Annotated in this window: 16 protein-coding genes and 1 pseudogene; 10 read left to right on the plus strand and 7 right to left on the minus strand. The window is 60.4% G+C overall.

All coding sequences use genetic code 11. The annotated features are described in order from the left end of the window. Positions 1-38 precede the first annotated feature (38 nt). From HX783_RS03105 to HX783_RS03115, 3 genes are all read right to left on the minus strand, one after another. Positions 39-548 (minus strand): flavin reductase family protein, encoded by a 510-nt coding sequence (locus HX783_RS03105; RefSeq protein ID WP_177015928.1) that lies wholly within the window; start codon positions 546-548, stop codon positions 39-41. 96 nt (positions 549-644) lie between these two features. After that, complete coding sequence (locus HX783_RS03110) at positions 645-1,679, minus strand: methionine synthase (RefSeq protein WP_177015929.1); 1,035 nt, start codon at positions 1,677-1,679, stop codon at positions 645-647. 28 nt (positions 1,680-1,707) lie between these two features. Next, the gene (locus HX783_RS03115; protein ID WP_177015930.1) at positions 1,708-2,691 is read right to left on the minus strand and encodes a DUF1852 domain-containing protein; all 984 of its coding nucleotides are present in this window, start codon (positions 2,689-2,691) and stop codon (positions 1,708-1,710) included. A 252-nt stretch (positions 2,692-2,943) separates the two neighbouring features. On the opposite strand from HX783_RS03115, the gene HX783_RS03120 reads away from it, so the two are divergent. From HX783_RS03120 to HX783_RS03140, 5 genes are all read left to right on the plus strand, one after another. After that, positions 2,944-3,435 (plus strand): GNAT family N-acetyltransferase, encoded by a 492-nt coding sequence (locus HX783_RS03120; RefSeq protein ID WP_177015931.1) that lies wholly within the window; start codon positions 2,944-2,946, stop codon positions 3,433-3,435. A 228-nt stretch (positions 3,436-3,663) separates the two neighbouring features. Next, complete coding sequence (locus HX783_RS03125) at positions 3,664-4,353, plus strand: hypothetical protein (protein WP_177015932.1); 690 nt, start codon at positions 3,664-3,666, stop codon at positions 4,351-4,353. Between the two features lie 166 nt (positions 4,354-4,519). After that, positions 4,520-4,945 (plus strand): N-acetyltransferase, encoded by a 426-nt coding sequence (locus HX783_RS03130; RefSeq protein ID WP_177015933.1) that lies wholly within the window; start codon positions 4,520-4,522, stop codon positions 4,943-4,945. 121 nt (positions 4,946-5,066) lie between these two features. Continuing rightward, entirely contained in the window at positions 5,067-8,528 is a 3,462-nt protein-coding gene (locus tag HX783_RS03135; protein ID WP_177015934.1) for a hypothetical protein, read from the plus strand. Positions 8,529-8,599: 71 nt separating this feature from the next. Next, complete coding sequence (locus tag HX783_RS03140) at positions 8,600-9,475, plus strand: AraC family transcriptional regulator (protein ID WP_177015935.1); 876 nt, start codon at positions 8,600-8,602, stop codon at positions 9,473-9,475. Here HX783_RS03140 and HX783_RS03145 read toward each other — a convergent pair. Then, the gene (locus tag HX783_RS03145; protein WP_177015936.1) at positions 9,417-10,004 is read right to left on the minus strand and encodes a LysE family translocator; all 588 of its coding nucleotides are present in this window, start codon (positions 10,002-10,004) and stop codon (positions 9,417-9,419) included. The genes HX783_RS03140 and HX783_RS03145 overlap by 59 nt on opposite strands. A 228-nt stretch (positions 10,005-10,232) precedes the next feature. On the opposite strand from HX783_RS03145, the pseudogene HX783_RS30180 reads away from it, so the two are divergent. Both HX783_RS30180 and HX783_RS03155 read left to right on the plus strand, forming a co-directional pair. Continuing rightward, positions 10,233-10,427 (plus strand): annotated as a pseudogene (locus HX783_RS30180) (alpha/beta fold hydrolase); the annotation flags it as partial. 67 nt (positions 10,428-10,494) lie between these two features. Beyond that, the gene (locus tag HX783_RS03155) at positions 10,495-11,082 is read left to right on the plus strand and encodes a TetR/AcrR family transcriptional regulator (RefSeq protein WP_256347093.1); all 588 of its coding nucleotides are present in this window, start codon (positions 10,495-10,497) and stop codon (positions 11,080-11,082) included. Positions 11,083-11,142: 60 nt separating this feature from the next. Here the strand turns inward: HX783_RS03155 and HX783_RS03160 are convergent, their stop codons facing one another. From HX783_RS03160 to HX783_RS03170, 3 genes are all read right to left on the minus strand, one after another. After that, positions 11,143-12,588, minus strand: coding sequence for a mechanosensitive ion channel family protein (locus tag HX783_RS03160; RefSeq protein WP_177015938.1), 1,446 nt, complete (start codon positions 12,586-12,588; stop codon positions 11,143-11,145). Positions 12,589-12,807: 219 nt separating this feature from the next. Continuing rightward, entirely contained in the window at positions 12,808-13,674 is an 867-nt protein-coding gene (locus HX783_RS03165; RefSeq protein ID WP_177015939.1) for a pirin family protein, read from the minus strand. A 76-nt stretch (positions 13,675-13,750) separates the two neighbouring features. Further along, complete coding sequence (locus tag HX783_RS03170; RefSeq protein ID WP_177015940.1) at positions 13,751-14,956, minus strand: multidrug effflux MFS transporter; 1,206 nt, start codon at positions 14,954-14,956, stop codon at positions 13,751-13,753. 106 nt (positions 14,957-15,062) lie between these two features. On the opposite strand from HX783_RS03170, the gene HX783_RS03175 reads away from it, so the two are divergent. From HX783_RS03175 to HX783_RS03185, 3 genes are all read left to right on the plus strand, one after another. Next, entirely contained in the window at positions 15,063-16,169 is a 1,107-nt protein-coding gene (locus HX783_RS03175; protein WP_177015941.1) for an efflux RND transporter periplasmic adaptor subunit, read from the plus strand. A 2-nt stretch (positions 16,170-16,171) separates the two neighbouring features. Next, on the plus strand, positions 16,172-19,255 hold the full coding sequence (locus HX783_RS03180; protein WP_177015942.1) for an efflux RND transporter permease subunit: 3,084 nt from the start codon (positions 16,172-16,174) through the stop codon (positions 19,253-19,255). A 146-nt stretch (positions 19,256-19,401) separates the two neighbouring features. Then, positions 19,402-22,508: DUF6531 domain-containing protein (locus HX783_RS03185; protein ID WP_177015943.1), on the plus strand; the 3,107-nt coding region annotated here is incomplete at its 3' end.

The following is a 22,508-nucleotide window of genomic DNA, read 5'->3' on the forward strand; positions in this document are numbered from 1 at the left end:
TTGGCGGGTTTTCTGGTCTCTTGGCCTTGCTAGACCGCTCAACCCACGCCATCGGCGGCGAGGTTGCAATATTGCCCTTTGAAGTACAGCAACGGCTGCGTCGCCACCGTGTCTTGCAGGCTTAGCGCTTTGACTTCGCCAATGACGATCAGGTGGTCACCTGCGGCGTGTTCGGCGTGGATTTGGCAATCGAGCCAGTGCAGGCTGCCGGCGATGATGGGGTTGCCGAGTGGCGATGGTTGCCAGTCGACGCCGTGCCATTTGTCGGTGCCTCGGCGGGCGAACTGGTTGGAGATTTTGACTTGTTCACCGGAGAGGATGTTGACGACAAAGCGGCCGGCCTGGCGGATTTTGGGGTAGCTGGCCGAGGTGGACATGACGCTGAATGACACCAGTGGCGGGCTCATGGAGACGCTGTAGAACGACTGGCAGGTGAAGCCGATCGGTTCGCCCTCCAGGTGCGAGGTGATCACGGTGATGCCGGAGGCGTAGTGCCCGAGCGCTTCGCGAAAGTGCAGGGGCTCGATGGCAGTACTGGGAAGTGACATGGTAAGTCCTGGCTATGGGGTGCAGGTCGAAGGCTTGAAGCGGTGATTTTTCAATCCACCGCCTCACCCTCCCCGCGCAGCTCTTTTGAGGTTGGCTCAGCGCGGGTTCAAGAGTTCGCGGCGGACGATCTCTGCGCCGGCACTTAAGGCGTTCAGCTTGCCTCTGGCGACGCCACGGGATAACGGCGCCATGCCGCAGTTGGTGCAAGGGTAGAGTTTGTCGGCGTCTACAAACTGCAGTGCCTTGCGCAGGGTGTTGGCGACTTCTTCGGGGGTTTCAATGGTATTGGAGGCCACGTCGATGGCGCCGACCATCACTTTTTTACCGCGGATGAGTTCAATCAGGTCCATCGGCACATGGGAGTTGTGGCATTCAAGCGAGACGATGTCGATGCTGGATTTTTGCAGTTTGGGGAAGGCTTCTTCGTATTGCCGCCATTCGGAACCCAGGGTCTTTTTCCAATCGGTATTGGCTTTGATGCCGTAGCCATAGCAAATGTGCACAGCGGTTTCACATTTGAGGCCTTCGATGGCCCTTTCCAGGGTGGCGACGCCCCACTCGTTCACTTCATCAAAGAAGACGTTAAAGGCGGGCTCGTCGAACTGGATGATATCCACGCCTGCCGCTTCGAGTTCGCGGGCTTCCTGGTTGAGAATCTTGGCGAATTCCCAGGCGAGTTTTTCGCGACTTTTGTAATGGGCGTCGTAAAGCGTGTCGATCATGGTCATTGGGCCTGGCAGCGCCCACTTGATCGGTTGATCGGTTTGCTGACGCAAGAACTTGGCGTCTTCAACAAACACGGGCTTTTGGCGACTCACCGAACCGATGACGGTTGGCACGCTCGCGTCGTAGCGATCACGAATTCTGACGGTTTCGCGCTTCTCGAAATCGACGCCGCTGAGGTGTTCGATAAAGGTGGTGACAAAGTGCTGACGCGTTTGCTCGCCATCACTGACGATGTCAATTCCGGCGTGATGTTGTTCTTGCAAGGCCAAACGCAGCGCATCCTGTTTGCCTTCAATCAATTCTTCGTCTTGCAGTTTCCACGGTGACCACAGTGTTTCAGGCTGCGCGAGCCAGGCGGGTTTAGGCAAGCTGCCGGCAGTGGACGTGGGTAGTAATTTTTTCATATCAGATGACCTTGGATTTTTTAATGCGTCAAAGCGCGTAATGAGCGGACCACTGTTCAAGCACAGCTTGATAGGGTTTGATAAAGTTCTGCTCTACAAACTGCCCCTGCTCGATGGCCAGGCGGTTACGCTCTTCTCGGTCATAAACAATGCGCGTTAATGAATAGTCCTGGTGCTGCAAGCTGGGCTGATAGGATTTACCGGCTGCGGAGTTCGCGTTATAGATCTCAGGGCGGTAGATCTTCTGGAAAGTGTCCATGGTGCTGATGGTGCTGATCAGCTCAAGGTTGGTGTAATCACCGAGCAAATCACCGGAAAAATAGAATGCCAACGGCGCAACGCTGTTGGGCGGCATGAAGTAGCGCACTTTCAGGCCCATCTTGTTGAAGTATTCATCCGTCAGTGAGTATTCATCTTGCTGGTACTCAACGCCCAGTACAGGGTGCTGGTTTTCGGTGCGATGGTAGACCTTGCTGCTCGACACGCTCAGGCATATCACCGGCGGCTTACTGAAATTGGCTTTGTAAGTGCTTGAATTTACGAAGCACTTGAACAGCTTTGCGTGCAGCTCGCCAAAATTGTCGGGTGTGCTGAATTCGGTGCGGCCTTTGTTGTGGCCCAGCAACAGCACACTGAAATCATAATCCCGCACGTAGGAAGAGAAGTTATTGCCGACAATGCCGTCAATGCGCTCGTTGGTTTTTTGATCAACGATGTTTGTTTTGAGTATTTCGATTAAAGGGATGGCATTGCCCTTGTTATCAGCATCAATTTTCATCTCGACGGAAATAATTTCGAGCTCGACAGCATAACGATCGCCTTTGGGGTTATCCCAATGCGCCAGGGCATTGAAGCGATTGTCGATCATCTTTAAGGTATTGCGCAGGTTCTGCTGGCGACTTTTGCCCCGGGCCAAATTAGCAAAGTTGGTGGTAATGCGCGTATTTTCGGAGGGGTGATAATCCTCATCGAAACGAATGCGCTTGATCGAAAATGCAAATTCGTTATTCATTTTAATCTGACACTCTGATTCCTGAGATAAAGCCCGACGCCACGCCTTGATCTCGATGATATTTATAAGAACTATAATTAAGACGTATTGTAGGCAGCGACATTGCTTGAGAGATAATGAATTGATTTCACTAACTCGTTAGCCCTTCTCATGATGGATAAAGCGCACCGTTCCAACTTATGGAAGCCGCTGGCGGCGCGCTCTACCGATGCCTATCATGTAGCCCTTCGTTTATCGCACCAGGAAACGCCCATGCCCGCCCTCACCTTCCGTAACGCCCTCCCCGCCGACGCCGCGCGCTGCTTTGAAATCGAGATCACTGCCTACGAAGGCGACGAAGCCGCGACCCTGGAAAAGATCGCCACACGCATCGCGCAGTACCCCGAGGGCTTTTTGATTCTGGAGGCGGATGGCGCGGTGGTGGGCTTTATCAACTGTGGCTGCGCCCATCAGGTGGTGATGTCGGATGAGGCGTTCAAGGAGTTGGTGGGGCATTCGGCCGAGGCGCCGAATGTGGTGATCATGTCGGTGGTGGTCGACCCGGCGCATCAGGGCAAGGGTTATTCCAAGCTGTTGATGACGGAGTTTGTGCAGCGCATGCGCGCGCTGGGCAAGCAGACGATTCATTTGATGTGCAAGGAGCAGCACGTGCCGTTGTACACGCGCATGGGTTACACCTATGTGCAGCCTTCGCCGTCGGATCATGGCGGGATGGCGTGGCATGAGATGGTGATGGCGCTTTAACCGATTCAAGTGCTCAGCGCCTTTGTGTGTCGGGATTTGTGACGGTAGCCCGGCGCTCAAAGGGCTACTGTATTTCAGCACGTAAGAACCTTGTCGCTCGGGCCAACCTCTGGCGATTGACGTGAAACGTCAAACGAGGTTTTCAGCCTCGGCCTACAGCCACGCAGCTCACATTGTGAGCGTGGCGAGTGAGGTTTTGCTCCGTAACATCCTCTCCAAATCACCTCATTGAACGCCCTTCCACTGCTCGATAACTTGGGTTTCGAGCAGTCAACAAAGGTGTTGGCTGATCTTTTTCTTAAATATCAGAGAGGTGAAATCATGGTTTCAGTCGGTATGTCTGCAGCTTTGGCAAATTTTTTTCACGCAGCCCACACGAACGGCAATGAAAAACCAACACCCACGCCTGCTGAAGATGGGCGCGGTAATGACGTCCTGAGGTTACGCCCGTCCGGTGGGTATGACATCCTGAAGGGACACCCGTCCAGTGAGCATGACTCCCTGATGGTAAGCAGCACACCGCATGGCTATCTGCCCGACAAAGATCTGCGTGAATCCCCTCAAAACCAGTTTGGAACAACCCCTGTCAACAGCCGCGAACCCTATGATGCTCTCCTCGCCAATCTGCGTGGGGAATTGTTTCGGCGTAAATTAGAATATACCGACAGCGGCGAACCAAGCCCTCACCCCAAAGATGATCGTGCCGGATTATTCCTCCCTGGCGACCCAATCTGGCAACCCACCCAGAACGCCGACGATGGCCTTACCTACCAAGACCGCCAAGCAGCATGGCATGAATACCTTCACAACCAGTTTGAACCAGTCCGTATCGACAGCGACATACCAAGGCCCAACTCCAAAGATGATGGTCCCGAGAATCAAACCGAAATATTCGACCCCGCCACACGAATCCGGTAACCCACCTAAAACGCCGGCGATGGCCAATACAAACCGCTTGGCGATCCTTACCGCGAAGCCATAGATTTCGAGGCCAAGGCCGGCCCGCAGGCGTAACGCAACCGGCGGTATGGCGCGCAGCAACGCTGCTGCCTACCGCCCCACAAGCACCTATCGAGAGGCAGGGATGAGCGCACCCTTGATTGAAATCAGCGACCACGCCAACCCCGACGCCGAGCACCTGCTTGGCAGTGGCCTTGCCGCCTTCAATGAAGCCGTCACCGGCGCCAATGATCGTCGGCCGCTCACGGTGCTGATCAAAGACCCCGCCACCGGGCAAATCCTCGGCGGCATCACCGGCAAAACCTCTTTGGGCATGGCCTTTCTCGACCTGTTCCACTTGCCCGACACCCTGCGCGGCGCGGGCCTGGGCAGCCAGTTGCTGCAGGCTTTCGAAGACGAGGCGCGGCGCCGGGGTTGCCTGAATGCGGTGCTGTACACGATCAGCTTCCAGGCGCCGGGGTTTTACGAGAAGCATGGGTGGGTGCGGTTTGGCGAGATTCCTTGCACGCCTGCGGGCAGTAGCCGGGTGTTTTTGTGCAAGCAACTTTGAGCGTCGGGGTTGTACGTCGGGCCGTGGTGGATACAAGCCACGGCCATTGCGGAAACACCTGCTACTGAGCCCCTTTGGCGCAGTGGGATGATCCGGGTTTCCTCAACCCGGAACCGTCCTCATGGAAGACTTTCGCGCCCTCGCTCAGACGTCGGACACATCGGCCGGCGATACCGCGCTGCCTGTCACTTACAACCCATCGGCCACTTACTTGAATGAGCGCCAGGCCCTGCGCGTTGCAGGTGACCAGGCGTTGCTCGAGCAATTGATCAACCGGCTTACCCCCGCAGCGGGCCAGGCATTGTCGCTCCCCTCGCGGCCGGTGCCGATTGCCGAGCACTCACTGCTGGGCCAGTGGTGCAAGGTGTTCATCAAGGCCATCAACGGCAAGGGTTTTATCGCCTGGGCGCGCGCGCAGGGCTTTGATCTAAACACGCTGCGCCTACAGGGCAGCACGTTGCGGGTTCGTGCACACGGCCAGCTCAAGGTGCTCAACCTGGCCGATGCGTCGGCCTGGTGGGCACTCGCCAACCCGATCATCTACATCTGCCACGTGGTCGACCCGATGACACTGGGCTGGCCCTACATTGACGCGGCAACAGACATGACAGCACTGACGTTGCCGTTGAATCTGACACTGGCCTTCCATGGCTTGCCGGTGCCCGCCAATCGCCTCCAGGCACTGACCCTCGTCGAAGAGCTGCGTACCTTGCAGGGCTTCCCCGGGTTTGACAGCAGCGGCCGCAGCACATCGAGTCTCTACGCCGAATTGCGCGAACAGGCGCGCGACTGCCTGCAATTGGCCGACGTTCTGCGCCCTCTGGCTGAGGATCAAGACAGCCTCTCCGGGTTGGATATCTATCGCCGCCGCCTGCAGTTAACGTCGGACTCGCGACTGGCCAGGCACCTCAAGGAGGCGGCGGCCCTGTTACAGGCGATTAACGCTGAAAGCGATCCGTGTTCGACAACAGACGCATCGGGCGCCACGTACTTCGACTATCAACGAAAACGGCTCTGTGTCGCCGGGCGTGACGATAAGGGCGAGCTGGAGCCACAGGTGGCTGTCACGCAGGATGCGCGCTGGCACAGGCTGGTAGCACTGAGCGAACAACTGCACATTGATATCTACCCGGACCATAGCCTCAGCGTTGCCGCCGCATTGCACGCCTACGCCATCGCCCCTCCGCTGGATGCACCAGCGACCACCGCCCTGGCGAGTCGCCTGCGGCAATGGCCCGCGCCGGCGGTGCCGGTAGTGCTCAGCTCTGCGCGCGCCCTTACTGAGCTTTATTACGCTATTCAATATGTGGGCCTGTTAAATGACCACTTCACCCTCTGCAGTGCGCTGGCCAAGCTGATCAGCGGTGGAGTATTACAGGGGCCAGACGGCCTTGGGATGTTTGTCAGCGGCGACCCGGACACCCTCCAGGTGGTCGTAAACAAAGCCTGTGCAAGATTGCGTGTGCTGACTGACGACCCCGCATTCCTGGCCATTCGCAGGCGCGAACGCATTGCGCCCAGCAGCCATGTTTTGCTGGATGCATCCGGCAGCGTTGGCGCAATCGACCTGGACGGCAATTGGAAACTCCTCACGGATGCCGTCATGAACGAGCCCGATTTGGCCACACTGCTGCGCCCCCTCAAGAAACTGGCGGCCAAGACCGGTGGTGATCTGCGCACCAATGGCCTGATCAGCCTCGGCCAGGCCCTGAAGATGTACAAAGTCATCTTGCCCGACACGCTGCCAGAGGCTCGCCAGACACTGCGGCGCCTGGAGCTCAGCCCGCCGTTTCCACCCGGCCAACACTATTTCTGGCGCGCGCTCAAACCGCTGGACGATGCTCAGCCCTCGGCGTGGAAGCTCCTGGCGCTGCATCGCGAGCCGATCCTGACGGTCAACGCCACGTTCATGGCCGGCCAGGCAGTGCCGCTGTTCGAGTACCTCGGGCGTGCCGGGTTGGCCGGTAAGTCCGTGGCGGATGTGCGCGCCGAAGCGGACTTTTTGATGGTGCGCCTGCTGGCATCGCCCTTGGCCCAGCAGCTCGGTGAAGCGCTGGCAACCGCCTTGCAGTGGCACGGCAGCCGCAACGGGCTGATCCTGGCCGCGCTGATCCTGAGCCTGGATCCCCAGCCGCAAGCCCATCCCACACGCCTCAATTACTTCGACTGGCACGATGCCGACTGCTGGGGCGAGCCGGTGTCGTTTGTGCGCTACCAGATTGAAGTCAGCCTGCAAGGGCTTAGCCCACTGGTCGCAGCCCTGGCCGCGCACCTGGTGCTTTGCGAAAAAAGCCCGCAGTTGCTGGTGCGCGACCTACCTGAAATAACCCCCTACTTGAGCTCACAGGCCTGGGTTCTGCTGCGTCACCGCGTCGCCTGGATGGAAAAAGTCGTTCCCGGAAGTTCGCGCCTGTTGAACTACGAACACACCATGACCTTGGCAAACCTCACGCCGGAGAACAGCTGGAAAGCTTACCTCGCCGGCAGCGAAGCCAAAGGGCCGATCCTGGACTGGGCGGTGGCCAACGGCGTGCTGGCGCCCAAGACACGCTATGACGCACTCGAATTTACCCGCGCATTAACGGCCCTGAACGGTCAACGTACCCGCCTGACATCGACCCTGCAGGCGTTTGCCAAGCCCATCGTGACGCTGCGCCAGACCGCACTGGAGGATCTGCGCAGGGTTTATCCCGACAACGATTTGCTCGAAACCCCGGTATTGATGTGGCTGCCGGAGCACTCGCCCTTTTCCGAAGAGGGCCAGTTCGAAGGGGTGCATACCGGCCCCAAATACTCGTTCGTCGACCTGCATATGGCCGCGAGCCTGGACGTCACTTCAAACCGTTGGCATTCCTCAAATAAAGCGATCAAGTACCGGGAAATGGCCAAGCGCTTTTATTTGCTCGGGCAGATCAACGGCATATTTGCCAACGCCTTCAATCAGAAGCTTGAGCAGTTGCAGGCCGCGTACGCGGAGTCCATCCGGTGCGGCTTGGCTGACCTGACGTTGCCACGGCGCGAAGCCCTGGAATATGGCGAAGTGCGGTTTTTCACCTTGAGCCGAGCCAGCTCACGGGCCGACACGCCCGCCGAGGTAGGTCGGCTGGGTATCCTGGTGTATGTCGCTTATTACAGCGATGAACACCTCTATGAATGCTTCCCTCGACAGCTGTTGATCCGGCCTCGGCGCGACATTGATTACGCGCAGCTCATGCACGCCGTCAAAGCGGCCACCCCGCAACCGTGGATGCGTTTCGACTGGCCGGCGTATGCACACGGCGCCAAACCTGCCGAGATCGCTGCCACCGCGCCCAGCACTGACCTGCTGATCAGCCGGCTCGACCGCGACCTGCCTGCAGCAACCGACATTCCCGCCCAGGATGCCCTGAGCCGCCGCGTACCGCGCACCTTCGATTCAGCACGTTCAAAGGCTCTGACGAGGATCATTATCGAGCACCACCTGCTGCACGACGGCCTGGCATGGCGTGCCAAAGCCCGGCAGCCGATCACTCTGCAAGCCGCCGCCAGCGGCCGCGACCCTTGGGCGGAGTACCTGCGCGATGTGGCGTTGATACTGGGTTGAGGCTTGAACAATGGCGGGTTTTGTATAAGGCTGCTCTCCTGCGTATTTGATCGCCGCAAGGGAGCCTGCCCATGACCGCCGCTACTGCACCGCGCTTCTGGCGTGACGCGCGCCTGCCGTTCATCGAGGCGCGGACCATCGCCGATGGGCGCAAGGTCACCTACACGCGTCACGCCCACGAGCATTTTTCCATCGGCGCGATCACCACCGGGCGCAGTTATTACCACTACGGCGAGCAGACCTTTGAGATCAGCGCCGGCACGGTGGTGTTGATGAACCCCGGCGACGTGCATGCGTGCAACCCTATCTACGATCAGCCCTGGTCGTATCACATGATTTACCTCGACACGCCGTGGCTGACGGACCTGCAATACCAATTGGGCTTCAGCACCGATCAGGGTTATCGCCCCTTCAACACGCCCCACACCCGCGACACGGTGTTGTACAACGGCTTGATCGAGTTGTACGCAATTCTGCTGGATGAGCACGCCGAGCTGCTGCAAAAGCAAAGCGCGCTGGTAAGTTATTTCACTGAAGTGCAGCAGCGTTTGAACCCTTCGCTGACGCCGGTGCGCGAGGTCAACCACAAGCTGGAGCGCGCCGCCGAGTACATCCGCGCGCACTGCACCGAGGCGGTGAAGCTGGAAGAGATTTGCCTGGCGGCCGAGCTGTCGCCGTCTTACCTGATCCGCGCGTTCAAGCAGTATTACGGGCTCACGCCGCATGCCTTTCTGGTCAACCGGCGTATCCAGTTTGCGCGCACCCAATTGCGCAACGGCGAGCTGATCGCCGATGTGGCGCTGGCCGCCGGGTTTGCCGACCAGGCGCATTTCCAGCGTGCATTCAAACAGCATTTCGCCGCCACGCCGGGGCAGTACCGCGACTTGCTCAAGCCATCAGCAAATAACCCACACTGGCCACCAGCAACGCGGCCATTGAGCGGTTGAACAGGCGTACGCCTTGCGGGTTGCTCAGGTAGCGGCGCAAAAAAGTCCCGGCGTACGCCCAGCACGCCACCGACAGGTAACAGATCACCAGGTACAGCGCTGCGAACAGCCACACTTGGCCGGCGTCGCCATCGGCCACAAACAACCCCATGCCCGCCACGCAAGCCAGCCAGGCCTTGGGGTTGAGCCATTGCATGATCGCGCCGTAGAGCATCGACGGCGCGGTGGCGGTGCCCTCTGCGTCAAGGCGGCCATCGTCCACCGCCAGTTTCCAGGCCATGTAGAGCAAAAACGCCACGCCACCCCACTGGATCAACTGAGTCAGGATCGGCCAGCGCACCAGCACTTCATGCAGGCCCAGGCCGATCAGCACCAGCAGCAAGGTGAAGCCCACGGCGGCGCCGAACACGTGTTTCTGGCTGGCGGCAAACCCGAAGCGCGCACCAGCGCTGAGCGCGACCACATTCACCGGGCCCGGTGTGATGGAGGTGGCCAGGGCGAAGGCGGCCATGGAGATGATCAAGCTCATTGCGGTTCCTTTTTGTTATGCCAAGCGAAGATGGCATCACGGTAAAGGGCTGAACGGGCGAGGTATTGAAGAAAATCACCCTGAGCCCTTAGACGCTTTTATCCCATTGATATACCTGTATTTTTTCTTTCATGGGGCGCAGTTTGATAGACAAAAATGCGTATTTTCCAGACGAACCCGAATGCTGGAGTTCAGCGCTTTCTCACTGCAAAAAAGGAATCGCCATGTCTGGCGAGCATCAAGACCCCGATCCTGGTGGTGGACGGCGACCATGACGAAGCGATCAAGCGCGAACACACCGAGTACATCGCCGCGACCATTCCCGGCGCCGGGCTGCTGATTTTGCCGAACACCAGCCACTTCGCCTTCCTGCAAGACCCGGCGTTGTTCAATGCCGCACTGTTGGACTTCCTCGACAGCAAAAAGACCCTGTACCCTGTGCGCGCGCACCGGTTTCGCGCCCACCGTTTCCAGCCATGTCAGGACACCCATGCCCAACCCCATTCCTCGCCGGCGCGACGCCGCCGTCACCCGCGACGCCATTGTGTTGTCTGCGCGCAAGGCGTTTGCCCGATCAGGCTACGACGGCACCGGGCTGGGTGAAATCGCCGCCGGCGCGGGGGTGACGGTCATGCTGGTGAACCGCTACTTCGCCTCCAAGGAGCAGCTGTTTGCCGAAGTAGTCGCCGAAGCCTTGGCGAGACCGTTGGCCCTGACGCAAGGCAGCCTCAGCGCGGAAAACCTCGGCCGCACGCTCGCCACCGCACTGGTCAGCATCACTGAAGCCGGCAGCACGCCGCTGGAAGGTTTCCTGATCATGCTGCACGCGGCGTCGAACAAGCGCGCGGCGGCGATTGGCCGCGAGCAAATCGAAACAGGTCACCAGTCCACACTGGCCGCCACGCTACAGGGCGCGCATCACCAAGAGCGCGCAGCGCTGGTGATGGCGCTGGTGTCAGGCTTCCAAGTGATGCGCCAGATGCTGGAACTGTCGGCGCTGGCCAAGGCTGATCCACAGGTGCTGATCAACTTGCTGACGCCGCTGTTCCAACAGTTGGTGGATGGGAACCGCGTCTAACCGACAGTTGGCGGATGATTTCGATGACCGCTACCGCGTCGCGATGGCGCCTTGAATGGCTTAAAGCCCGCGACTGCGCAACCACTGTAAAAAGCCTTTTTTGACCGGCACCACGGGCACTTCCTGGGTCATTGCCTGCGCCGCGTGCACGCGGAAATCCAGCAGCGCCTTCATCGCCTCGCTGATGTCATGCCGCGCATCCAGGCAGGGTTTCAAGTATTCCTTCTCGATGCGGTACAGCGTGCAAAAAGTCTTGGCGGAAAAGTCCGCCAGCGTTGCCTGATCGGACAGAATGCCCGCCTCGCCAATGACCTCGCCCGGGCCCATGCGCCCCGCTTCGAACTTGTGGCCACCCTTGATCAACATCACCGAGACCACGCCGGACTCGACGATAAACAAATGATCGCTGACCTCACCGGCCGGCAGAATCATGTCGCCGGGGCGGTAGGTGTGCAGGGTCATGTTCTGGCTGAAGGTGTCTTTCTCTTCCTGGCGCAGCGTGGAGAAAATCGACGAACGCTCCAGCAGCGCCCGCGCGCCGGACATCGCCGCCGGTGTGTTGCCTTCGGTGGCGGACAACAGGCCCACACCCGCCGCCTGCAAATGCCGGAACGCCAGGTCGTAAAGCTGGTTGCGCACTTCACGCTTGAGGGTCATGGCTGGCACAAAGCCGCTGATTTCATATTCGACGCCGCCGCTGGCGGACGTCTTGAACGCCACGCTCGGCGCAGGCTTGGCCAGCAGCGGCCGGCAACCTTGCATGGCGCGCTCCAGCGCTTCGATCACGGTTTGCGGGCGCGCATGCGGGCTGACTTGCAGGCTGACCGCCAGGCCAAACATGTCCGCCGGGCGCGAAAAGTTGATGATCTTGGCCTTGGCCGCCAGGGAATTGGGGATCACCGCCATGCTGCCCTGGGAGGTTTGCAGGCGTGTGGCACGCCAGTCGATGTCGGTGACGCGGCCTTCGGTGCCGTCGATGGAGATCCAGTCATCCAGCTGATACGGCTTGGTGGTGTTGAGGACGATCCCGGAAAACACGTCGCTCAAGGTGCTCTGCAACGCCAGGCCGACGATGATCGCCACCGCGCCGGAGGTGGCGAGCACGCCCTTGACCGGAAGGTCGAGCACGTAGGCCATGGCGGCGATGATCGCGATGAGGAAAATCACCGCGCCCATCAAGTCCTGTAACAGCCGCCCGCCGTGGCCGACGCGCTGCATCATCAGCGTGCCGAGCAACACCGTGAGGGTGCGCGCAGCGAACAGCCACCAACCGATCTGCAACGCCGTGGCCGCCAGGTGCAAGGCGGTGTCGTCGGCGTACGGCGCGAGCTGCATGGGGTTCATGCCGTCGTTGAACAGCACGGCGCTGTACACGGCAAAAATCGCCAGGCGCGCCGCCAGTTTCCAGTTGGCGAGATTGGCGGAAATAAGGCGCCACACGGCGATGTCGATAAAGATCAGCGCCACGGCGCATAACATCGGGTGATCGGCGATAAATGAGGGCATCCAGGCGACTCCAGGGCGAATGCTCAGAAGATCGCATGAATCGGAGATGTCGGGTATAGCGCAGAGCAAAATGTGGGAGCGGGCTTGCTGTGGCGAGGGAGCTTGCTCCCGTTCGACAGCGCAGCTGGAGCCGGCTTTTTTGGGGGCGCTTCGCACCCCAGCGGGAGCAAGCTCCCTCGCCACAAAAGCCCGCTCCCACAAGGGTTTTGCGGTGGGCAGTCAGGCCTGCATTTGTCCGAAACGGCCGGACTGGTAATCAGCAAACGCCTGATGAATTTCCTGCTCGGTGTTCATCACGAACGGGCCATGGCCGACGATAGGTTCATCAATCGGTTCACCGCTGAGCAGCAGCACCTTGGCGTCGTCGTTGGCCTCCAGGGTGATGTGCTCGCCGTCGCGTTCGAACAACGCCAGTTGCCCTTGGCGCGCCACTTCCTCGCCATTGACCAATACCGTGCCGCGCAGAATCACCAGCGCGGTATTGCGCCCGGCGTGCAGGTCCAGCGTCAGCGCTTTACCCGCGTTCAGGCGCAAGTCCCACACGTCAATCGGCGTGAAGGTACGCGCCGGCCCTTGGGCACCGGCGAATTCACCGGCAATCAGGCGCAACTGCCCGGCGTCGTTGGCCAGCGGCAGCACTGGGATATCGCCGTCGACAATGGTCTGGTAACCGGCGTCGGCCATTTTGTCCTTGGCCGGCAGGTTGACCCACAGCTGCACCATCTCCAGCGCCCCGCCGCTGCGGGCAAAGGCTTGGGAGTGAAACTCTTCATGGATGATGCCTTTAGCGGCCGTCATCCATTGCACATCGCCAGGGCCGATGGTGCCACCGGCGCCGGTCGAATCACGGTGCTCGACTTCGCCGTCATACACGATGGTCACGGTTTCAAAGCCACGGTGCGGGTGCTGGCCTACACCGCGACGTTGTTCGGTGGGCGTGAAATCGGCGGGACCGGCGTGGTCCAGCAACAGGAACGGGCTGATGTGCTTGCCCATGGCGTCGTAGGAAAACAGCGTGCGCACCGGGAAGCCATCGCCGACCCAATGGGCGCGGGGGCTGGTGTAGATGCCGATGATTTTTTTCATGGTGTTCCTCCAGGTTGGCTACACCATAAGTCCGCCAGCCTTGGAGTACTAGCCGGCAAAAGCGGCCCTGATCGTCCTACGTATAGGACAATCCCTTGACTGGGCGTTGGCGCAACAGGTGGAACGCGACAAACGCCGTGACCGCAAAACTGGCCTGAATGATGATCATCGGCGTGGCGCTGCCATCGCGTAAATGGCTCAGCAACAGGCCGCTGCACGTGGCACCGAACATCTGCGAAAACCCCATCAACCCCGCCGCCAAACCGGCGCGGTGCGCGTTGGGCATCACCCCGCCCGTCACCGAACCCGGCAACACCAGGCCACCGCCGAGGGTGACCAGCGCCACCGGAATATCCACGCCCGGCACCGACAGGCCGAACAGCTCATACACCAGCACCGCCGATATCCCGCCGATAGCCACCAGCGTCACGCCCATCGCCACAATCCGCTGCGGCCCCAGGCGCAAGATGTTGCGCCGGGTGTAGGTGGAACCGACGATCAGCATCGACACAATCACGCCAAAATTGATGCCGTACTCCAGGCTGCTGAAGCCCAGCAGGTTAATAAACACCGCCGATGACCCGGCAATTACCGCGAACATCGCGCCATAAGTGCACGCCAGGGCCACGGCGTATGCGCGGTATTGGCGGCCCTTGAGCAGATCCAGGTACTGCCCGCCAAGGGTGCGCCAATGGCCGGCCTTGGGGTCGAGGTAATGGTTACTCTCGCGAAAGAACAGCAGCGCCCACACCAGCACCACACTGCCAATGATCAACGCCAGCACGATCGGCGCATGCCAGCCCAGCAGCTTGATCAGCAGCCCGCCAATCATCGGCGCGACGACGATGGCGTAGAGCATGCCGATCATGGTCAGGGCCAGTGCCGGCCCCGCTTCGGCCTTCCACACATCGCGCACCACAGTACGCGCCAACACCAACGCAGCGCAGGCGCCGAGGCCTTGCAGCACGCGGGCGGCGATGAACTGGCCGATGTCATTGACCAGCAACATCGCCAAGGTCGCCAGCACATACAACACCAGGCCGCCGATCAGCACCGGGCGGCGGCCAATACGGTCCGACAGTGGCCCGAACAGCAACTGCCCAAGGCCGAATGCAGCGACAAACGCCGACAACGCCATCAACGCCGAGCCTGCTGGCGCCGCCAGCGCCTGCTCGATGGCGCCGAGGCCAGGGATGATCAACTGGGTCGACACTTCACCCAGTGCCGTGAGGGCCACCAGTAAAAACAACACGCTTCGCGACGGGGCCGGGGCGTTTGCCATGAGGAATATCCGGGGGGCTGGATTAATTTATATTTCGACCATAATATGCGTAAAAAATTATGTCCATAATTTTTTTGCCTAATGGTCAACCCTCCTGGAGCCTGCCATGAACCCTCTCGCCCCGCGTCTTCTCACGCCCCTGGCCTTGTTGATCATCCTCAGCGGCTGCAACAGCCAGGCCGACACCGCCGCCGAAGTGCCCCCGCCGCGCCCGGTTCTGGCCGCCAAGGTAGAAGCGGCCGGCACCCAGCAGAGCGCCTATACCGGCGTGGTGGCGGCCCGCACCGAAAGCGACTTGGGCTTCCGGGTCAGCGGCAAAGTCATCGAACGCAAGGTCGACCCCGGCCAGCACGTGTCCCGCGGCGACACCCTTTTAGTGCTGGACATCGGCGACTTCGAACTGGCCCTGCGCTCGGCCAGGAACCGCGTAAACGCCGCCCAGGCGCAACTGCGCCAGCGCCGTGACGATGAAAACCGCTACCAGCGCCTGGCCAACACCGGCGCGGTGTCGCGGCAAATCTTCGACCAGTCGGCGACAGACCTGCGCGTCGCCGAAGCCGAGCTGGCTGCGGCGCAATCGGATGCCAGCCAGATTGAAAACCGCCGCACCTACTCGGTGCTCAAGGCCGACGGCGACGGCATCATCACCGATGTGCGCGTGGACCGTGGCCAAGTCGTCGCCGAAGGGCAAATCGTCGCGCGCCTGGCCCATGACGGCGCCCGCGAAGCCATCGTCAACCTGCCGGAAAACCAGCGCGACCAAGCCTCGCAAAAAGCCCTGGCCTTCCCCTTCGGCGCGCCGGACCAGGCCGTGACCGCCACGCTGCGCGAGCTGTCCGCCAGCGCCGACCCGACTACCCGCACCTACCGTGCGCGCTACGTGTTGCACGGCGCCGTCGACCGCTTCGCCCTCGGTTCGACCATCACCGTGCGCCTGCAAGGCAACGGCCAGGCCCAGCAAACCCGCGTGCCCATCGGCGCCTTGCAAGACGCCGGGCTTGGCACCGGCGTGTGGCTGATCGGTGATGACGACAAGGTCAGCTTCGCGCCCATCAAGGTCGCCAGCCTCGGCCAGGAAGACGCCCTGATCGACAGCGGCCTCACCCCCGGCCAGACCATCGTCGCCCTCGGCGCTCACCTGCTGCACAGTGGCGACGCGGTGCGCCTGCTGCCCGCCCAAGCCCTGGTCCTCAACCGTAAACAGGACCACTGAGCATGCGCGGCATTAACCTTTCCGAACTGGCGGTGAAACACCGCGCCGTTACGCTGTTTTTGATCATTGCGATCCTCGCCGCCGGGATCTTCTCGTTCGGCAAACTGGGGCGCGCCGAAGACCCGTCCTTTACCGTCAAGGTCATGACCATTACCGCCGCCTGGCCCGGCGCCACCGCCGAGGAAATGCAGGAGCAAGTCGCCGACCGCCTGGAAAAACGCCTGCAGGAACTCGACTATTACGACCGCGTCGAGACCATCGCCCAGCCGGGTTTTGTGTCGATGCGCATGACCTACAAAGAGTCCACGCGCCCCAGTGAAATCCAGGACCTGTTCTACCAGACCCGCAAAAAGCTCAGCGATGAAGCCGCGAAACTGCCCAAAGGCGTGATTGGGCCGTTCTTCAACGATGAATATTCCGACGTTTACTTCGCCCTTTACGCACTGGAAGCGGAGCACTTGCCGCACCGCCAGCAAGTGCAAATGGCCGAAGAGCTGCGCCAGGGTTTGCTCAACCTGCCCGGCGTGAAAAAGGTCAACATCCTCGGTGAGCAGGCCCAGCGGATCTTCGTCGAGTTCTCGTATGAGCGCCTGGCAACGTTGGGCATCAAGCCGGACCAGATCTTCGCCGCCCTCGCCGCGCAGAACGCCGTGGCGCCGTCGGGCTTCGTCGAAACTGCCGGCGCGCGCGCCTATATCCGCATCGACGGCGCGTTCGATAGCCTGGCGCTGATCGAAAACGTGCCGCTGGAAGTCAATGGCCGCGTGCTGCGCATTGCCGATGTGGCCACGGTCAGCCGCGGCTATGAAGACCCGCCCAGCTACCGCATCCGCCACCAGGGCGACCCGGCGTTGATGCTCGGCGTGATCATGGAGAAGCACTTCAACGGCCTGGAACTTGATAAAAGCCTCAAGGCCCAGGAAGCCAGAATCCAGGCCGACCTGCCGCTGGGGGTGAACTTCGCCAAGGTCTCCGACCAGGCGAAAAACATCAGCCTGGCGGTGAATGAATTCATGCTGAAATTCTTCGTCGCCCTGGCCGTGGTGATGATCATCAGCCTGTTGGCGCTGGGCTTTCGCGTCGGCTTGGTGGTGGCCGCAGCAGTGCCACTGACCTTGTCGGTGGTGTTTGTGATCATGCTGCTCACCGGGCGTGAATTCGACCGCATTACCCTCGGCGCGCTGATTATTTCCCTGGGCTTGCTGGTGGACGACGCGATCATTGCCATCGAGATGATGGTGGTGAAACTCGAGGAAGGCTTTGATCGGATTCACGCCGCCACTTTCGCCTGGAGTTCCACCGCCGCGCCGATGCTGACCGGCACGCTGGTGACGATCATTGGCTTTCTGCCGGTGGGTTTTGCGCGCTCGGGCGCCGGGGAATATGCCGGCAATATCTTCTGGATCGTTGGCTTTGCGCTGATTTCGTCGTGGCTGGTGGCCGTGGTGTTTACGCCCTACCTCGGCGTGAAACTGCTGCCGCAGATCAAGCCGGTGCCGGGTGGCCACGATGCCATTTACGCCGGGCGTTACTACCAGAAACTGCGTGGTTTAGTCGAAGCCTGCGTGCGCAGGCGTTGGCTGGTAACCGGTTTGGTCATCGCCGCCTTTGTGGTGTGCGGCTTGGGCATGGGCGTGGTGAAGAAGCAGTTCTTCCCCAACTCCGACCGTTCCGAGTTGATTCTTGAGGTGTATATGCCGCCCGGCAGCGCATTCAAAAGCACCGAGGCGGTGGCGGCGCAACTGGAAAAAGCCCTGCTGCAGGAGCCGCAGACCCGTATGGTCGACACCTATGTGGGCGGCGGCGCGCCACGCTTTTTCCTGTCGCTGAACCCCGAACTGCCCGACCCGGCGTTTGCCAAGCTGATCGTGCAAACCCCGGACTCGCAGGCCCGCGACGCATTGAAACTGCGCATGCGGGAGCGCATTGCGGCCGGTGAATTCCCGGCGGCGCGGGTGCGGGTCACGCAGCTGTTGTTCGGGCCGCCTGTGCCGTTTCCGGTGGTGTTTCGCGTGTCGGGGCCGAATGTGAATGTGCTGCGCGGGCTGTCCGAGCAGGTGCGTCGCGTGGTGGCCGCCAACCGGCTGACCAAGGACGCCTTCCTCGATTGGGGTGAGCGCACCAGCGGTTATCGCCTGGTGCTGGATCAGGACCGCCTGCGCCTGTTGGGTTTCACCCCGAACGAGGTCAAATCGCAGCTCAATGCCTTGCTCAGCGGCAACCCGATTACCGAGGTGCGCGAAGGCAACCGCACCGTGTCCGTGGTCGCCCGCGCCCAGGGCAGCCAGCGCGAAAACCTCGGCAACCTCAACAACATGACACTGACCAACAGCGCCGGCACTTCGGTGCCACTGGCCCAGGTCGGGCATTTCCAGGCGGTCATGGAAGAGCCGATCCTCAAGCGCCGCAACCGCGCGAGCACCGTGGAAGTGCGCGCCGACATCATCGACGGCGTACAACCGCCCGACGTGGAAATGGCCGTGTACAAAGACCTGCAACCGCTGATCGCCAAACTGCCTGCCGGTTACCAGATCGACATCGGCGGCCCGGTGGAAGAAAGCGCCAAGGCCAACGTCGCCCTGGCCGCACTGTTCCCGATCATGATTCTGCTGACGCTCACAGTGATCATGTTCCAGGTACGCTCGTTCGGCGTGATGTTCATGGTCTTCGCCACCGCGCCGCTGGGCTTGATCGGCGCCGTGCCGACCTTGCTGCTGTTCAACCAGCCGTTCGGGTTCAACGCGATTCTCGGCTTGATCGGCATTGGCGGGATCCTGATGCGCAACACGCTGATCTTCACCGACCAGATTCGCCAGAACCAGGAACACGGCATGGCGATTCGCGAGGCGATTATCGAAGCCACCGTGCGCCGCGCACGGCCGGTGATCTTGACCGCGTTGGCGGCGGCGCTGGCGTTTATCCCGCTGACGCTGTCGGTGTTCTGGTCTTCGTTGGCCTATGTGCTGATTGGCGGCGTGCTGGTGGGCACGGTGTTGACGCTGTTATTCCTGCCGGCGCTGTGCAGCCTGGTGCTTGGGCGGGAGCGGACGAAGACTACTGAAACATCCCACGCCACACCCGGATAAGCTCTACAGATATCACCTGAAAACCTCTGCAAAGTCCTTCGCCTGATCACACAGTGCGAGGGATTGCAGATGGTTTTTTGTGTTGGAACCCCTGTTGATGGGGCTGTCGCTTGAACCCGGCCATTGGCAGGCTGGCCCTGGCCCCAATGGATGCAAAGACGGTCGATGTTGAAACCGTCTTGCGCGACTTTCGGCAATGCCTGAACACCTTTGACCAATGGGCTTCGAGCTTCTGGAGCTTTTCGGCGCTGGAGGTCGAGCAGGTGTTCAAGGTGGGTGATGAAGTGGCGCTGGTCGCGCCCATCACCCGCTCTCTTTATCCCAGCAGCACCGTCGCCACCTGCCAGGCCAACGGCACCTTGACCCTGGTGCACATGTTCCAGAGCACACGGTTTGTGCCCATCGGCAACACGCCGGTGATACTGCAACGCGTCGACCCCAACGGCGGCCCACTGGGCGAGCCGATCCGCAAGACCATCGGCCCCAGCGGCATTCTCGAAATCACCGAGTGTGATCGCAACCAGCAATACCGAATCAATTTTTACCCCAACGTTTCCCAGGATCACGTCAAGGCGCTGTATGCGTCTTATCAGGCGGTGATCGCGGCGCTGGAAGCGCGTCTGCGCGACGAGTGGAACAACAGGTTCCAGGCGCAGTGGAAGGACTATACGGACGCGACCCCGCTGGACCGCCGCAGGGTGCTGGAAGCGGCGTTTCTCAGCGGCATGGGCAAAGCGCTGTACAGCCTGTGGGACAACATAACGCAGCTGTACGACCTGTTGGCGGACATCAAGCCCAACAGCGAAAAGTTGCTGCAATACCTCTCCCAAACCGAACTTGATGAACTGCTGAAGCTCGGCAACGACACGATTGCCAACGGCCTGCTGGTGCTCAGCGATGAGCCGCTGTTGTTCATTTATGTGTCGGCGATGGTCAGCTGGATGCGCATGCTGCCACCGCAAGAAATGAATGAGTTGATGGGGGAAATCACTGGCGAGGTGTTGATTAACTTGCTGCTGATCTGGGCGACGGCGGGCATGGGTGTGGCGGTGCGCCTGGGTGCTCAGGTGATTGGGCATATCAAGTCTGGGCGGACGCGAGGTTTGCTGGAGTTGCTGGCTAGAACCTTGGTCATGCCCAAGTTGGAGCCGCATGCCGAAGTGGTTAAGCCGTTGCTGGCCAGTAGTGCGGCGACTCAGATTAAGACGGTGCCGGTTGCGTCGTTGAAGGCTGGGGAAAATCTGGTTGCGAATGCGGTGCCTGCAGTTCGTAAGAAGACCCAGCAGACGACGTTGGCGCGCCAGGAACATGTCGATGATGTGCCTGTCGCTGCGAAAAATCCCCAGGGCGATGCGGCGGCCCCTGCGGATAAAACCGCCACCAATGGCTGCCCGGTGTCGATGGTTACCGGGGAAGAATTGCTGACCCTCACCGATGGCGCGCTGGACGGGATTTTGCCGTTTGAGTGGACGCGGTTGTATCGCACCAGTGCGGTGGAAGTGGACTGTGGGTTGGGGTTTGGTTGGAGCCATTCGCTGGCACAGCGGTTGGTAGTTTCGGGTGATTCGGTGGTTTGGACGGATCATGAGAATCGCATTACTGAGTTTCCGTTGCCTAGCGTTTCCCGGCCTGCGATTACCAACAGCCTGGCCGAAGCGGCGATCTACTTGGGTGCCCTGCCCGATGAGTTGGTACTGGCTCAGGCATCACGCTTTTATCACTTTTGCGATGGTCAGCTGACAGCGATCAGTGACGCGTATGACAACCGTCTGCGGATTTCTCGTGATCGTTTGGGGCGGATTGAGCGACTGGATAACGGTGTAGGCCGGTCTTTGTTTTTGCGCTATGAGCTTGGGCGCATTGTGGCGGTGGACTATCAGGTTCATCGCGCCAAAGGCCGTGAGCCGTATGTCTGGGTGACGGAGCAGAACGTCGTTTCCTACGCCTATGACGACGCTGGACGACTGGTTTCGGCGACCAATGCCGTAGGCGAAAGTGAGGTTTATCGGTACGACGATCAGCACGTCATTCTTGAGCGGCAATTGGCCGGTGGGGCGAGTTTCTTTTGGGAGTGGGAACGTTCCGGCAAGGCGGCGCGGTGCGTTCGGCACTGGGCCAGTTTTTCGCAGATGGACACGCGGTATGCCTGGGATGACAACGGCAAGGTTACGGTTCACAACGCTGATGGCAGTCAGGAAGTGTATGTCCATGACCAGCGCGCGCGGCTGGTGCAGCGGGTTGATCCGGATGGCGCCGAGCACTTCAAATCCTACGACGACAAGGGCCGACTGACGGTTGAGCAGGACCCGCTGGGGGCGGTGACGGCGTATCAGTATGACGATGCTGGACGCTTGGTGGCGTTGTTTCCGGGGGAGGATGAGCCGACATCCTACGAGCATGACAACGGGTTCGTACGGGTTGTGCGGCGGGGTGAGGCGGTTTGGAAGTATGAGCGTAATGAACAGGGCGACGTTACGCGTCAGACAGATCCTGACGGCAACGTTACGGACTACACCTATAACAAACATGGGCAGTTGGTTGGGGTTTGGTATCCGGATAACGGCTGTCATCGGCTGGTCTGGAATGAGCGTGGGCAGCTCCTTGAAGAGCAACTGCCGAATGGCGGGGTTAAGCGGTATCGCTATGACGATGTTGGGCGACAGGTTGCGCGTGAGGATGAGCATGGCGCGCTGACCCAGTATCAGTGGGATGGTGTGGGTCGGTTGGTTCGTGTCGTACTTCCTGGCGGCGCAGCGCGAGAATACAGCTACAACCCGTACGGAAAAATCACCTCTGAACGTGACGAACTGGGCCACGTCACCCGCTACGAATACGCCGACGGACTGCACCTGATCAGCCGCCGCCTCAACGCCGATGGCACCCAGGTCAACTACCGCTACGACAACACCCGGTTACTACTGACCGAGATCGAAAACGAGGTCGGTGAAATCTACCAACTTGATTACCACCCCAACGGCCTGATCCAGCAGGAAATCGGTTTTGATGGCCAGCGCACGGCGTACGTCTACGACCTCAACGGCAACCTGCTGGAAAAGACCGAACACGGCGACGATGGTAGTCAGCTCATTACCCGCTACGAGCGAGACGCTTCCGGCCGCCTCGTACGAAAAACCCTTCCCGATTCCAACGTTGTTGAATACACCTACGACCGCCAGGGCAACCTCCTCAGCGTCGACGACGGCCACTGGGCGTTAGCCTACGAATACGACAGCCAAAACCGCCTCACCGCCGA

Origin of the sequence: Pseudomonas sp. D2002 (genome assembly GCF_013385735.1) — a bacterium.
GTDB lineage: Bacteria > Pseudomonadota > Gammaproteobacteria > Pseudomonadales > Pseudomonadaceae > Aquipseudomonas.